14 protein-coding genes and 1 other annotated feature are annotated in these 14,050 nt (G+C 43.5%); all 14 genes read right to left on the bottom strand.

The window, feature by feature from the left end; translation table 11 throughout:
- Positions 1 to 26 precede the first annotated feature (26 nt).
- Positions 27 to 497, bottom strand: a complete 471-nt coding sequence (gene rpsG / locus H513_RS0114925) for a 30S ribosomal protein S7 (RefSeq protein WP_026801446.1) — start codon at positions 495 to 497, stop codon at positions 27 to 29.
- A gap of 44 nt (positions 498 to 541) precedes the next feature.
- On the bottom strand, positions 542 to 955 hold the full coding sequence (gene rpsL, locus H513_RS0114920; RefSeq protein ID WP_026801445.1) for a 30S ribosomal protein S12: 414 nt from the start codon (positions 953 to 955) through the stop codon (positions 542 to 544).
- A gap of 95 nt (positions 956 to 1,050) precedes the next feature.
- Entirely contained in the window at positions 1,051 to 1,302 is a 252-nt protein-coding gene (locus H513_RS0114915; protein WP_026801444.1) for a 50S ribosomal protein L7ae-like protein, read from the bottom strand.
- A 138-nt stretch (positions 1,303 to 1,440) separates the two neighbouring features.
- A complete protein-coding gene (rpoC, locus tag H513_RS0114910) occupies positions 1,441 to 5,052 on the bottom strand; it encodes a DNA-directed RNA polymerase subunit beta' (RefSeq protein WP_026801443.1) in 3,612 nt (1,203 codons plus the stop codon).
- A 65-nt stretch (positions 5,053 to 5,117) separates the two neighbouring features.
- A complete protein-coding gene (gene rpoB, locus H513_RS0114905) occupies positions 5,118 to 8,666 on the bottom strand; it encodes a DNA-directed RNA polymerase subunit beta (protein ID WP_026801442.1) in 3,549 nt (1,182 codons plus the stop codon).
- A 322-nt stretch (positions 8,667 to 8,988) separates the two neighbouring features.
- A complete protein-coding gene (locus tag H513_RS0114900) occupies positions 8,989 to 9,591 on the bottom strand; it encodes a class I SAM-dependent methyltransferase (RefSeq protein WP_026801441.1) in 603 nt (200 codons plus the stop codon).
- A gap of 84 nt (positions 9,592 to 9,675) precedes the next feature.
- On the bottom strand, positions 9,676 to 10,038 hold the full coding sequence (gene rplL / locus H513_RS0114895; RefSeq protein WP_026801440.1) for a 50S ribosomal protein L7/L12: 363 nt from the start codon (positions 10,036 to 10,038) through the stop codon (positions 9,676 to 9,678).
- Between the two features lie 56 nt (positions 10,039 to 10,094).
- On the bottom strand, positions 10,095 to 10,595 hold the full coding sequence (gene rplJ / locus H513_RS0114890) for a 50S ribosomal protein L10 (protein ID WP_026801439.1): 501 nt from the start codon (positions 10,593 to 10,595) through the stop codon (positions 10,095 to 10,097).
- A gap of 58 nt (positions 10,596 to 10,653) precedes the next feature.
- Positions 10,654 to 10,804, bottom strand: a sequence feature (ribosomal protein L10 leader region).
- A 54-nt stretch (positions 10,805 to 10,858) separates the two neighbouring features.
- On the bottom strand, positions 10,859 to 11,554 hold the full coding sequence (rplA, locus tag H513_RS0114885; RefSeq protein WP_026801438.1) for a 50S ribosomal protein L1: 696 nt from the start codon (positions 11,552 to 11,554) through the stop codon (positions 10,859 to 10,861).
- A gap of 109 nt (positions 11,555 to 11,663) precedes the next feature.
- Complete coding sequence (gene rplK / locus H513_RS0114880) at positions 11,664 to 12,089, bottom strand: 50S ribosomal protein L11 (RefSeq protein WP_026801437.1); 426 nt, start codon at positions 12,087 to 12,089, stop codon at positions 11,664 to 11,666.
- Positions 12,090 to 12,230: 141 nt separating this feature from the next.
- A complete protein-coding gene (gene nusG, locus H513_RS0114875) occupies positions 12,231 to 12,764 on the bottom strand; it encodes a transcription termination/antitermination protein NusG (RefSeq protein ID WP_026801436.1) in 534 nt (177 codons plus the stop codon).
- Positions 12,765 to 12,875: 111 nt separating this feature from the next.
- Positions 12,876 to 13,055 carry a preprotein translocase subunit SecE gene (secE, locus tag H513_RS0114870; RefSeq protein WP_026801435.1) on the bottom strand — a complete coding sequence of 60 codons (180 nt, stop codon included), beginning with the start codon at positions 13,053 to 13,055 and terminating at the stop codon, positions 12,876 to 12,878.
- Between the two features lie 37 nt (positions 13,056 to 13,092).
- A complete protein-coding gene (rpmG, locus tag H513_RS21305; RefSeq protein ID WP_081658307.1) occupies positions 13,093 to 13,245 on the bottom strand; it encodes a 50S ribosomal protein L33 in 153 nt (50 codons plus the stop codon).
- Positions 13,246 to 13,316: 71 nt separating this feature from the next.
- Positions 13,317 to 13,967 carry an RNA polymerase sporulation sigma factor SigH gene (gene sigH / locus H513_RS0114865; protein WP_026801434.1) on the bottom strand — a complete coding sequence of 217 codons (651 nt, stop codon included), beginning with the start codon at positions 13,965 to 13,967 and terminating at the stop codon, positions 13,317 to 13,319.
- Positions 13,968 to 14,050 lie beyond the last annotated feature (83 nt).

Here is a 14,050-nt window from a genome sequence, read left to right as displayed (position 1 = left end):
TATATTGGGGTGTTTTGTTTTGAATATTACCAACGATAGTGAGCAAATGCTTTGTTTGCTTCAGCCATCTTATGAGTGTCTTCACGTTTCTTAACAGCTGCGCCTGTGTTGTTTGCAGCATCAAGAATTTCGTTAGCAAGACGCTCTTCCATTGTCTTCTCTCCGCGTAGACGGGAGTAGTTTACTACCCAACGAAGACCTAGAGCTTGACGACGCTCTGGACGAACTTCTACTGGTACTTGGTAGTTAGATCCACCTACACGGCGAGCTCTTACCTCAAGTACTGGCATTACATTTTTAAGTGCTTGTTCGAAAGTTTCCATAGCATCGTTTCCACTACGTTCTTGTACAAGTTCGAACGCGCTATAAAGAATTTTTTGAGCTTTACCGCGCTTACCGTCAACCATGATTTGGTTGATTAGACGAGTTACAAGCTTAGAGTTGTAAATCGGATCTGGAAGCACATCACGCTTTGGTACCGGTCCTTTACGTGGCATACGGGTTCCTCCTTTCAGTGGTTCAAGTTATTATGATTCGTTTATTATTTCTTAGGACGTTTAGCACCGTATTTAGAACGGCCTTGCATACGACCTTCAACACCAGATGTGTCAAGCGCACCACGTACGATGTGGTAACGCACACCAGGTAAGTCCTTAACACGTCCACCGCGAATAAGAACTACGCTGTGCTCTTGTAGGTTGTGTCCAATACCAGGAATGTAAGCTGTAACTTCAATTCCGTTTGTAAGACGTACACGAGCATATTTACGAAGCGCGGAGTTCGGCTTCTTAGGTGTCATAGTACCTACACGAGTACAAACACCACGTTTTTGTGGAGAAGAAAGGTCAGTGTACTTCTTACGAAGACTGTTGTACCCTTTGTTAAGTGCTGGAGAGTCAGACTGTTTCGTTTTAGAAACACGACCCTTACGTACTAATTGGTTAATAGTAGGCATTACGATATCCTCCCTTCGGAAATTATTAATACCACACATCCAGGTGGTTCATAAAAAAGCAAAAAACAAAGCTTTCGTGCATTCGCACCAAAACTCTATTGCTTTATCGATACAACTGCTGCTCCAACATCAATCCCACATGCTTCACCTAGGCGTTGCATGGAATCAACGTGTGAAACCGGAGTTGTTAGTTCCTTTGCAAGTCGCACCACTTTGTCAGTGACATGCTGATCTGCGTCATCAGCAACCACAACTTCTTTAATACCACCAAGTTTCATGGCTTTTAGGGTTTGTTTCATTCCAATAACAATATTGGGTTTAGCCTCTGCTACTTTTTCATAAGACATGAAGCATATCCTCCAAAGTAACAAGGATTAATGGAAGCACCTTGAATATAGTATCACTCCCCTAGGGGAATGTCAATGTTCCCCCAGGGATTTTTTCAAGATGCTCCCTACATTTATTCCTTGTTTATTACACAACCATTAAGCTTGCGTTGGTTCTTCAACTTCTTTCGGAGTTGGTTCTTCTAAACCTTCTCCTTCAGCTTGAATTTTACGGTATCGTGGCATCCCCGTACCAGCCGGTACAAGTTTACCGATAATAACGTTCTCTTTCAGGCCGAGTAATTCATCACGTTTCCCTTTAATCGCGGCATCTGTAAGGACACGAGTTGTCTCCTGGAAGGATGCTGCTGATAAGAAGGAATCCGTCTCAAGAGATGCTTTCGTAATACCAAGGATGACCGGACGGCCAACAGCTGGCTGCTCTCCAGAAAGAAGAGCGTTACGGTTCGCATCTTTAAATTGGTGAATTTCAAGTAATGAGCCAGGAAGTACATCTGTATCACCGGCATCATGTACACGAATCTTACGAAGCATTTGGCGAACCATTACTTCTACGTGTTTGTCACCGATTTCTACCCCTTGCATACGGTAAACTTTCTGTACTTCTTTAAGCAAGTAAGCTTCTACGCCTTCAAGACCTTGAATCTTAAGAAGTTCTTTCGGATCGATAGAACCTTCCGTCAATGCATCACCAGCTGCAACGATGTCGCCTACAGCGACTTTCATACGCGCACCATAGTTCGCATTATACGTACGTTTTTCTACTTCACCTTGCACGACGATTTCTAGCTTCTCTTTCACTTCATTTACGGACTCAACAGTACCATAAATTTCAGTAACGAGCGCTTGACCTTTCGGATTACGTGCTTCAAACAACTCTTGGATACGAGGAAGACCTTGTGTGATGTCATCCCCTGCAACCCCACCTGTGTGGAACGTACGCATTGTAAGCTGCGTTCCTGGCTCACCGATGGATTGAGCTGCGATGATTCCAACTGCTTCTCCTACTTCTACTTCAGAACCAGTTGCAAGGTTACGTCCGTAACACTTCTTACAAACACCGTGACGAGTTGTACATGTGAATACGGAACGAATTGTAACTCGTTCAACACCAGCTTCGACAATAATCCTCGCTTGGTCTTCAGAGATCACTTCGTTACGAGATGCAAGTACTTCGCCAGTTTCTGGGTGGTACACGGTCTTGAATGCTGTACGACCTACAAGACGGTCATATAGAGGTTCAATGACTTCGTTACCATTTGTAAGAGCTGCAACTTCTAAACCACGGTCCGTGTCACACTCATCTTCACGAACGATAACATCTTGCGCTACGTCTACTAGACGACGAGTCAGGTAACCTGAGTCGGCTGTCTTCAGTGCAGTATCGGCAAGACCTTTACGGGCACCGTGTGTGGAGATAAAGTACTCAAGTACGGTTAGACCTTCACGGAAACTTGATTTGATTGGAAGTTCGATAATCTTACCAGCCGGGTTGGCCATCAGACCACGCATACCAGCTAACTGAGTGAAGTTAGATGCGTTACCACGGGCACCAGAATCAGACATCATGTAAATTGGGTTTGTTTTCTCCAAGGATTGCATGAGTCGATCTTGAATATCGTCTTTCGCAGCAGACCAAATTGCAATGACACGGTCATAACGTTCATCGTCTGTAATTAAACCACGACGGAACTGTTTCGTAACTTTATCCACTTTTTCTTGTGCTTCGTCAAGAATTTCTTGTTTCTCAGGAAGTACCACGATGTCAGATACACCAACTGTAATACCTGCCTTAGTGGAATATGCGAAACCAAGGTCCTTCATACGGTCAAGCATCTTAGACGTTTCACTAATTTGGAAACGTTTGAAGACTTCCGCAATGATGTTACCAAGGTATTTCTTCTTGAACGGAAGAATTTCTTCACGTTTAAGGATTTCAGCTTTTACATCTACCCCTTTATCAAGGAAGTAGTGTTCAGGCGTTACACCTTCTAAGTTACTTTGAGTAGGCTCGTTAATGTATGGGAACGAATCTGGTAGGATTTCGTTGAATATTAACTTACCAACTGTAGTCATTAGAAGTTTTTCATTTTGTTCTGCAGTAAACGTTTGGTTATTCAAGGAGCCAGCGTATACAGCTACACGAGTATGCAAGTGTACATGTCCGTTTTGGTAAGCAGTCATCGCTTCACTTGTATCCTTGAAGACCATACCTTCCCCAACAGAACCTGGGCGCTCTAACGTCAAGTAATAGTTACCAAGTACCATATCCTGTGACGGTGTAACAACTGGCTTACCATCCTTAGGGTTAAGGATGTTTTGAGCTGCTAGCATTAGAATGCGCGCTTCAGCTTGTGCTTCAGCAGAAAGAGGTACGTGAACCGCCATTTGGTCACCGTCAAAGTCGGCGTTATAAGCCGTACATACGAGTGGGTGAAGACGGATTGCGCGTCCTTCAACTAGTACGGGCTCAAAGGCCTGGATACCTAGTCTGTGAAGTGTTGGTGCACGGTTAAGAAGTACAGGGTGTTCTCTGATTACTTCTTCAAGTACATCCCAAACTTCGTTGTGAAGACGTTCAATCTTACGTTTAGCGGATTTAATGTTGTGCGCTAAGCCACGGTCTACAAGTTCACGCATTACGAAAGGTTTGAATAGTTCAAGAGCCATTTCTTTCGGTAGACCTACTTGATACATCTTCAAGCTAGGACCTACAACGATAACGGAACGACCTGAATAGTCAACACGTTTACCGAGCAAGTTCTGACGGAAACGACCTTGTTTACCTTTCAACATATGAGAAAGGGATTTAAGTGGACGGTTTCCTGGTCCAGTTACAGGACGACCACGACGTCCATTATCAATTAGAGCATCGACAGATTCTTGTAGCATACGCTTCTCGTTCTGAACGATAATCGTTGGCGCTCCAAGATCTAGAAGACGCTTCAAGCGGTTGTTACGGTTAATAACACGACGATATAAGTCGTTCAAGTCAGAAGTTGCAAAACGACCACCATCAAGCTGTACCATTGGACGAAGCTCAGGTGGGATGATTGGAAGAACATCCATGATCATCCATGCTGGGTCGTTTCCAGAACCACGGAATGCTTCTAATACCTCAAGACGCTTAATCGCACGAGTACGGCGTTGTCCTTGTGCAGTCTTAAGCTCTTCTTTCAAGGCATCTACTTCTTTCTCTAAGTCAATATCTTGTAGAAGTCTACGGATTGCTTCAGCACCCATCATAGCTGTGAAGGTGTTTCCGTATTTCTCACGGTAAGAACGGTATTCTTTCTCAGAAAGAAGTTGTTTCTTCTCAAGTGCCGTGTCGCCTGCATCAGTCACGACGTAAGCAGCGAAATAAATAACTTCTTCAAGTGCACGTGGGGACATGTCTAGCACAAGACCCATACGGCTTGGAATACCTTTGAAATACCAGATGTGAGATACAGGAGCAGCAAGCTCTAAGTGTCCCATGCGTTCACGGCGCACTTTTGCTTTCGTTACTTCAACACCACAACGGTCACAAACGATTCCTTTATAGCGGACGCGCTTGTATTTACCACAGTGACATTCCCAATCCTTCGTAGGACCAAAGATACGTTCACAGAAAAGGCCATCTTTCTCAGGCTTTAACGTACGATAGTTAATTGTTTCAGGCTTTTTAACCTCCCCGTAAGACCACGAACGGATCTTATCGGGGGAAGCTAAACCAATCTTCATATATTCAAAGTTATTTACGTCTAGCAAGGAGCCTACCTCCCTTATAGTGTCCAGGAATTACCCTAAGCTTAGTTACCGAGCTACAAGTAGTCTTATCGGATTTCTTCTGCTGGGTCTGAGTCTAGATTTAGATTTTCGGCTGATTGTGTTTCTTCTTCTTCAATATCACGCATCTCAATCTCTTCATCATCAGCTGAAAGGATCTTCACATCCATACCCAAGCTCTGGAGTTCTTTAATGAGTACTTTGAAGGACTCAGGTACGCCTGGTTCTGGGATGTTTGAACCTTTAACAATTGACTCATACGTCTTCACACGACCAACTACGTCATCCGATTTAACCGTTAGGATCTCTTGAAGTGTATAGGCAGCTCCATATGCTTCGAGTGCCCAAACCTCCATCTCACCGAAACGCTGTCCACCGAATTGCGCTTTACCACCAAGTGGCTGTTGTGTGACAAGGGAGTATGGTCCAGTTGAACGTGCGTGTAGTTTGTCGTCAACCATGTGAGCAAGCTTGATCATATACATGACACCGACAGATACACGGTTATCGAATGGTTCACCTGTGCGACCATCGTATAGGATTGTCTTCGCATCACGCGGCATGCCTGCTTCTTCAAGCGTTTCCCATACATCTTCTTCACGGGCACCATCAAATACAGGCGTCGCAACGCGGATACCAAGTTGACGAGCTGCCATACCAAGGTGAAGTTCAAGTACCTGACCGATGTTCATACGGGAAGGTACACCTAGTGGGTTTAACATGATATCAACTGGTGTGCCATCTGGTAGATACGGCATATCTTCCTCTGGAAGGATACGAGAAATAACACCTTTGTTTCCGTGACGTCCGGCCATTTTATCCCCTTCAGAAATCTTACGCTTCTGAACGATGTAAGCACGAACTAGTTGGTTAACGCCTGGTGGCAATTCGTCACCGTCTTCACGGTTGAAGATCTTAACATCAAGAACGATACCGCCTGCTCCGTGTGGAACACGTAAGCTCGTGTCACGGACTTCACGCGCCTTTTCACCGAAGATTGCATGAAGTAGACGTTCTTCCGCAGATAGTTCAGTTACACCTTTAGGCGTTACTTTACCTACCAATAGGTCACCATCAGAAACCTCAGCACCAACGCGGATAATTCCACGGTCATCAAGGTTCTTAAGCGCGTCTTCCCCTACGTTCGGGATATCGCGTGTAATTTCTTCAGGGCCTAGCTTCGTATCACGTGCTTCTGATTCGTACTCTTCAATATGAATAGAAGTATATTCATCTTCTTTCACCATACGCTCACTCATGATGATGGCATCCTCATAGTTGTACCCTTCCCAAGTCATAAAGGCTACTAGAGGGTTCTTACCAAGGGCAAGTTCACCCTTCTCCATGGAAGGACCGTCAGCAAGAATTTCGCCTACCGTTACACGGTCACCACTGCTTACGATTGGCTTTTGGTTATAAGAAGTACCTTGGTTTGAACGGATGAATTTCTGTAGGCGGTATACATCTAAGTCACCTTCTACTTCTTTTCCATCAACTTCTTCAATGCGGCGCACACGAACTTCTTTCGCGTCAACACGCTCAACGATACCTTCGTGTTTGTTAATAACAGCAGCACCGGAGTCTTTACCAGATACATACTCCATACCTGTACCAACAATCGGCGATTGTGGCTCCATCAATGGTACTGCTTGACGTTGCATGTTCGCACCCATTAGAGCACGGTTGGAGTCATCGTTTTCCAAGAATGGAATACAAGCTGTCGCAGCAGAAACAACCTGTTTTGGCGATACGTCCATATAGTCAAGACGGTCATATTTAACTGCCGTGTTTTCCCCGCGGAAACGAGCAATAACTTCTGCATCTACGAAAGCTCCGTCTTCTGCTAGCTTCGCGTTCGCCTGAGCGACAACATAGTTGTCCTCTTCGTCTGCAGTCAGATAGTCAATCTGAGCTGTTACTTTATTCGTTTCTGGGTCAACGCGACGATAAGGCGTCTCGATAAATCCAAATTTATTTACCTTCGCATAGGAAGATAAGGAGTTGATTAGTCCGATGTTTGGTCCCTCAGGAGTTTCGATTGGACACATACGGCCGTAGTGGGAGTAGTGTACGTCACGAACTTCAAAACCAGCACGTTCACGTGTCAAACCACCTGGTCCTAGTGCAGACAAACGACGTTTGTGCGTAAGCTCAGCTAGTGGGTTTGTTTGGTCCATGAACTGTGACAACTGAGAGCTACCAAAGAATTCTTTAATGGAAGCAATTACTGGACGAATGTTGATTAATTGTTGTGGAGTAATGGAAGCTGTGTCCTGGATGGACATACGCTCTCGCACTACACGCTCCATTCTAGATAAACCGATACGGAATTGGTTCTGAAGCAATTCGCCAACAGAACGAAGACGACGGTTACCTAGGTGGTCAATATCGTCCGTACCGCCTACATTGTGCAGGAGGTTAAAGAAGTAACTGATCGCAGAAAGAATATCAGAAGGTGTAATGTTCTTCGTATTCTCATCTACATTCGCATTGCCGATGACGTTAATTGTCTTCTCGCCTTCTGGATCTGTAGGATCGATAATCTTAACAGACTGAATGCGGATAGACTCATCTAACACTCCATCAGCAGGAGCTACTTCATACTCCCCAACATTCTCTTCAGAACCTTCAAGATATGGTAGCATCTTGTCTAGCAAACGACGATCAATCTTGTCGCCCGCATTCGCAATGATTTCACCAGTTTCAGGGTCTGCAATTGTTTCAGCAACCGTTTGGTTGAACAAACGATTCTTAATATGAAGCTTCTTATTAATCTTATAACGACCTACATGAGCTAGGTCATAACGTTTCGGATCAAAGAAACGGGATACAAGAAGACTTTTCGCGTTTTCAACCGTTGGTGGCTCACCAGGGCGTAGACGCTCATAGATTTCAAGAAGTGCCTTCTCACTATTCTCCGTATTGTCCTTCTCTAATGTGTTCTTAAGGTATTCGTTATCACCGATAATATCGATAATCTCTTGATCTGTACCGAACCCAAGAGCACGTAGTAAAACTGTAATTGGGAGTTTACGTGTACGGTCAATACGCACATGTACAACGTCTTTCGCATCTGTTTCAAACTCTAACCATGCACCACGGTTAGGAATAACAGTAGCCGTGTATCCCTTCTTACCATTCTTATCTACTTTACCGCTATAATACACACTTGGAGAACGTACAAGCTGGGAAACAATAATACGCTCAGCACCATTTATGACGAATGTACCTGTGTCTGTCATGAGAGGGAAATCTCCCATAAACACTTCTTGCTCTTTTACTTCGCCTGTTTCTTTATTAAGTAAGCGTACCTTAACACGAAGAGGAGCTGAATAAGTGACATCTCGCTCTTTAGATTCATCTACTGGATATTTAGGATCACCTAACGTGTAATCCACGAATTCTAATGATAAATTCCCAGTAAAGTCTTCAATTGGGGAAATGTCTTGGAACATCTCCATCAAACCTTCTTCTAAGAACCATTTGTAAGAAGCGGTCTGAATTTCGATTAAATTCGGTAATTCAAGTACTTCGTTAATGCGCGCATAACTTCTGCGTTGGCGGTGTCGTCCATACTGAACTAGTTGACCTGTCAACTGATTCACCCCTCAAATCAAGCATTTTAATAAAGAAATCGTCAAGTACATGTACACGACGAATTGTCTTGTGTCACATATCTGTGAACAAGATTATATATAAACACACTCGCATTTCACGAGCATGTACACTAATATTTTCAATCTCTCTAACGTTAGACAAAAAGAAAAAGGGTTTCATACAAAACCACAGTTCTATTTGAATTCATTCGATTTTACCATTGTTGCCCTGCATAGGTGAAATATACCTAAAACTTTAAATTTACCCTTGACAAATGCACATATTGGCATTTTTCAATGTTAGCATAAGTCCTATGTCGAGTCAAACCTTTTTACCTCTAAGGATATAGTAGCCTTTGTTCTTGGTCACTACTTCTACTTCTCCAAATAGCTCATTCATCTTCTTTTGCGCAGACGGCGCTCCCTGTTTCTTCTGAATTACTACCCACAGTTCACCATGATCAAGCAATGAATGATAACTTTGTTCTATAAAAGAGTGAACTACATGTTTACCGGCGCGTATAGGGGGGTTCGTTAAAACAGCTGCGAAGGTGCGTCCTTCAATTGCTTCAAAGGAATCGCTTTGGAGGATATCTACGTTGTATACTTGGTTATTCGCTGCATTTTCTTTCGCAAGTTCAACAGCGCGTTCATTTATATCAACCATCGTGATGTTGCGGTTTGGAATAACTTTACCGAGAGAAATGCCGATTGGCCCATAGCCACAACCAAGGTCAAGTATGTCTCCTTCTACGGACGGAGCTTCGAAACTTTCAAGTAATGTTCTAGACCCAAAGTCAACTTCGTTCCGAGAAAAGACACCACGGTCTACCGTGAATCGCAGCTTATGTCCATCCCATACAAACGTCCATGCTTCTCTGGCACTTTTCGTTTCAGGACTCTTGGAATAATAGTGTTCGGTCATGTCGCAACCTCTTTTCTTTATATTCCATTAGGAAAAAGGAAAGCTCGCCGATGGTCAGCGAGCTTTCTCCTTCTATCTTTAAGCTTACTTAATTTCGATTGTAGCTCCAGCTTCTTCAAGCTTAGCTTTCATTTCGTCAGCTTCTTCTTTAGATACGCCTTCTTTAAGTGCTTTAGGAGCGTTGTCTACAACTTCTTTAGCATCTTTAAGACCTAGGCCAGTGATTTCGCGAACTGCTTTAACAACTTTGATCTTAGAAGAACCAGCGCTCTCAAGAACAACGTCGAATTCAGTTTGCTCTTCAGCAGCTTCAGCAGCTCCGCCGCCAGCTACCGCTACAGGAGCTGCAGCAGTTACTCCAAATTCTTCTTCAATTGCTTTTACAAGGTCGTTAAGTTCAAGAACGTTCATCTCTTTGATCGCTTCAATGATTTGTTCGTTAGTCATGATTTTTCCTCCTTAAATTTGTTAAAAGTATTTAGTTTGCAATTCTTTCGAATTGCTTATGCGTCCTGCTCTTCTTTTTGATCTGCAACTGCTTTAGCCGCAAGCGCGAAGTTGCGCATTGGTGCTTGTAGTACAGATAGAAGCATAGAAACAAGACCTTCGTGGTTTGGAAGTTCAGCAAGCTCTTTAATCTGATCGATTGTTGCTACGCCGCCTTCAACTACGCCACCTTTGATTTCAAGAGCGTTGTGCTCTTTCGCAAAGTTATTTAGGACTTTCGCTGGTGCAACCGCATCATCAGCAGAGAATGCCAATGCCGTTGGGCCAACTAGCGTGTCGTTTAGGTCAGTAAGTTCCGCTTCAGCAGCTGCGCGACGAGTCATTGTGTTTTTGTACACTTTGAATTCTACGCCTGCTTCACGAAGCTGACCGCGAAGTTCGTTCACTTCTTCAACAGAAAGACCACGGTAGTCTACAAGAACTGTAGATTTGCTGTTCTGAAGTTGATCAGCAATTTGAGATACAATCTGTTTCTTGTGTTCGATTACTTTGCTCATTGTTCCACCTCCTATTGACTGACTATCATACCGTTATCGCGTGACTCATTTTATAGAGTACTACACAAAAAATGTGCCCCCACATAGACGAGGAGGCACACCATTTGTGAGACATACTACGGAGTATATCCCTGGTATATTCACACACCTCGGTAGGTCATTAAGCGACAAGTCGCTCCTACTGTCTACGGTATAACGTATCTTTATTAACAACATGAATGATTATATCGAATCACCCAGAATAAGTCAATACTATTTATTAATTAGTTTTTGAAACCAGAAACGTCAACGCGAACTCCAGGACCCATAGTCGCTGAAATGGAAGCGTTACGCATGTAAGTGCCTTTAGCAGCCTGTGGCTTAACCTTTACAAGCGTTTCTGTTAGAGCTTCAAAGTTTTCAACTAGTTTTTGAGTATCGAAAGAAACTTTACCTACTGGTACGTGGATGTTACCTGCTTTATCAACACGGTATTCAACCTTACCAGCTTTCGCTTCTTCAACAGCTTTCGCTACGTCGAACGTAACTGTACCTGTTTTAGGGTTTGGCATTAGACCTTTTGGTCCAAGCGTACGACCAAGTTTACCAACTTCAGCCATCATGTCTGGTGTCGCGATTACAACATCGAACTCGAACCAGCCTTGAGTGATTTTGTTGATAAGATCTTGTTCACCTACGAAGTCAGCGCCAGCAGCTTCTGCTTCTTTAGCTTTATCACCTTTAGCAAATACAAGAACGCGCTGGTCTTTACCAGTACCGTGTGGTAGTACCATAGCACCACGAATTTGTTGGTCTGCTTTCTTAGGATCAACGCCAAGACGGAATGCTGCTTCTACAGTTTCGTCGAATTTCGCTTTAGCAGTTTGCTTAACAAGCTCAACTGCTTCTTCAGTTCGGTAAGATGCTGAACGATCTACAAGTTTTTGAATCTCATTGTAACGTTTGCTCTTTTTAGCCATTCTTATTTCCTCCTCATGTGGTTTTAACGGTTATACCTCCCACGAATAAAGGTTGCGAAATGGAAGTCCCATCGTCGCAACCTTCTCTTCCATAAGAGCTACTGTGGGATTAGTCTTCTACAACAAGTCCCATGCTACGAGCTGTACCTTCTACCATACGTACAGCTGCGTCTACGTCAGCAGCGTTTAGGTCAGGCATTTTTGTTTCCGCAATTTCTTTAATTTGTTCACGTTTAATCGTACCCACTTTATTGCGGTTTGGTTCACCTGAACCACTCTCAATGCCGGCTGCTTTCTTAAGAAGAACAGCTGCAGGTGGAGTTTTTGTGACAAATGTAAATGAACGGTCTTCAAATACCGTGATTTCAACCGGAATAATCATGCCAGCTTCATCTGCTGTACGAGCGTTAAATTCTTTACAGAATCCCATGATGTTAATTCCAGCTTGACCAAGTGCAGGTCCTACTGGCGGTGCTGGGTTTGCTTTACCAGCTGGGATCTGAAGTTTAACAACTTTGATTACTTTTTTAGCCACGAGACACACCTCCTTAAGTCCGTGATGTGGTAATGGGGTTATTCCCCCTCCCACTCATTCCATTAACAGAGCCCCTTAATGCGGGGCTTATACAACATAAAAATTCTAGCATTTTTCCAAATGGATTGCAAGGGGGCTTTCTTATAACTTTTCAACTTGCGCGAAGTCTAGTTCAACTGGAGTTTCACGACCGAACATATTAACGTGAACTTTCACCTTCTGCTTATCCAAATCGATGTATTCGATTGTACCTGTGAAATCTGCAAACGGTCCTTCTTTCACTGTGACGGATTCGCCTAGTTCCAAGTCCACTTCTGCAGGCTGTTCTGTCATGCCCATGCGTTTAAGAACAACATCAATCTCTTCAGGTAGGAGAGGGGTAGGTTTTGAACCAGATCCTGTCGAGCCAACAAACCCAGTTACACCTGGGGTATTGCGGACAACGTACCAAGAATCATCAGTCATAACCATTTCTGCTAAAACGTACCCTGGAAAAACTTTTTTCTTCAATGTTTTTCGCTTGCCGTTTTTAATTTCTGTTTCCTCATCTTCAGGGACTAGGACACGGAAGATTTTATCTTCCATTCCCATTGATTCTACTCGTTTATCTAAATTCTGTTTCACTTTATTCTCATATCCAGAGTAAGTGTGCACGACGTACCATCTTTTTTCCATGACAAACGGTGTACCCTTCCCTCCCTTTATCGTTATTTTTTCTCAATTAAAAAACCCGTAGAACGGGTTTGGACGAAGATTATTAACCATTATAACATAAATATAACTGCTTTATTCAGGTATTAATTCAAGAAGCGATGAAATACCGACATCAACAAGCGCAAAGAATATTGTAACAAAAACGACAGTAGAAACAACCGTTATTGTATATTTTGTTAACTCTTTCCCCTTGGGCCAGCTAACTTTCTTTAGCTCACGTGAAACGTCTTTAAAGAACTTGACGATGTTCATGCTCGTACCCCCAAACTTCCACCTCTAGGCTTGGTCGTTATTTCGTCTCCCTATGCAACGTATGTGCCCCACACGTCTTACAGTACTTTCGAGTTTCTAGTCGGTCGACTCGACCTTCCTTCTGTTGCTTGTCCGTCGTATAATTTCGACTCATGCACTCTGTGCAAGCTAACACGACTTTTTTTCTCATGATGACCGCCCCTTTAAGGGTGAATTACTTCCATAAATGTACCATGCTCTTATACCCCTGTCAACGAAGCGTCAGAGTGTAACTTCACTCACTTCTAAGTACCTCTCAAGCTTCCTCTTTACGCGTTGCAAAGCATTGTCAATCGATTTCACATGGCGATCTAGCTCTTCCGATATTTCTTGGTACGTACGACCATCCAAATAGTAGTTCAATACCTTGCGTTCCAAGTCACTCAGCAACTCAGACATCTTCTCTTCCATATCCCCGAATTTCTCGCGATTTAAAATGAGTTCTTCAGGATCAAGCGCCTTCGCACCAGCTATAACGTCAAGCAGCGTTCGATCTGATTCTTCATCGTAAATCGGTTTATCCAACGAAACATAAGAATTCAGCGGGATATGCTTCTGCCTTGTGGCTGTCTTAATAGCCGTGATGATTTGACGAGTTACACAGAGTTCAGCGAAGGCTTTAAATGAGGAGAGCTTGTCCTCTTGATAATCACGAATCGCCTTGTATAACCCAATCATCCCTTCTTGCACAATGTCTTCTCGGTCTGCCCCGATTAAAAAATACGTACGAGCTTTAGCACGTACAAAGTTCTTGTATTTATTAATCAAGTATTCTAGTGCTTGGGTGTCACCTCGATGGACATAAACCACAACTTCCTCGTCAGCCAAACTCCCCAAATCCTTGTTATCGAGCTCCACATCTCCGATGATCATAATAAAAGGATTCCCCCTGACCGTAACTCCCTGGATATAGAAATATTATACAGTAAGCGTTTTACAAGCGTCAACAGCGTCGA

Source organism: Pontibacillus halophilus JSM 076056 = DSM 19796 (assembly GCF_000425205.1).
Classification (GTDB): Bacteria; Bacillota; Bacilli; order Bacillales; family BH030062; genus Pontibacillus_A; species Pontibacillus_A halophilus.
This window is presented reverse-complemented; position numbering and strand designations above follow the sequence as displayed.

Excerpts from the sequence above, each read along its gene's own strand:
- rpsG (WP_026801446.1), bottom strand. The coding sequence starts at position 497 with ATGCCACGTAAAGGACCGGTACCAAAGCGTGATGTGCTTCCAGATCCG.
- rpsL (WP_026801445.1), bottom strand. The coding sequence starts at position 955 with ATGCCTACTATTAACCAATTAGTACGTAAGGGTCGTGTTTCTAAAACG.
- H513_RS0114915 (WP_026801444.1), bottom strand. The coding sequence starts at position 1,302 with ATGTCTTATGAAAAAGTAGCAGAGGCTAAACCCAATATTGTTATTGGA.
- H513_RS0114900 (WP_026801441.1), bottom strand. The coding sequence starts at position 9,591 with ATGACCGAACACTATTATTCCAAGAGTCCTGAAACGAAAAGTGCCAGA.
- rplL (WP_026801440.1), bottom strand. The coding sequence starts at position 10,038 with ATGACTAACGAACAAATCATTGAAGCGATCAAAGAGATGAACGTTCTT.
- rplJ (WP_026801439.1), bottom strand. The coding sequence starts at position 10,595 with ATGAGCAAAGTAATCGAACACAAGAAACAGATTGTATCTCAAATTGCT.
- rplA (WP_026801438.1), bottom strand. The coding sequence starts at position 11,554 with ATGGCTAAAAAGAGCAAACGTTACAATGAGATTCAAAAACTTGTAGAT.
- nusG (WP_026801436.1), bottom strand. The coding sequence starts at position 12,764 with ATGGAAAAAAGATGGTACGTCGTGCACACTTACTCTGGATATGAGAAT.
- secE (WP_026801435.1), bottom strand. The coding sequence starts at position 13,055 with ATGAACATCGTCAAGTTCTTTAAAGACGTTTCACGTGAGCTAAAGAAA.
- rpmG (WP_081658307.1), bottom strand. The coding sequence starts at position 13,245 with ATGAGAAAAAAAGTCGTGTTAGCTTGCACAGAGTGCATGAGTCGAAAT.
- sigH (WP_026801434.1), bottom strand. The coding sequence starts at position 13,967 with ATGATCATCGGAGATGTGGAGCTCGATAACAAGGATTTGGGGAGTTTG.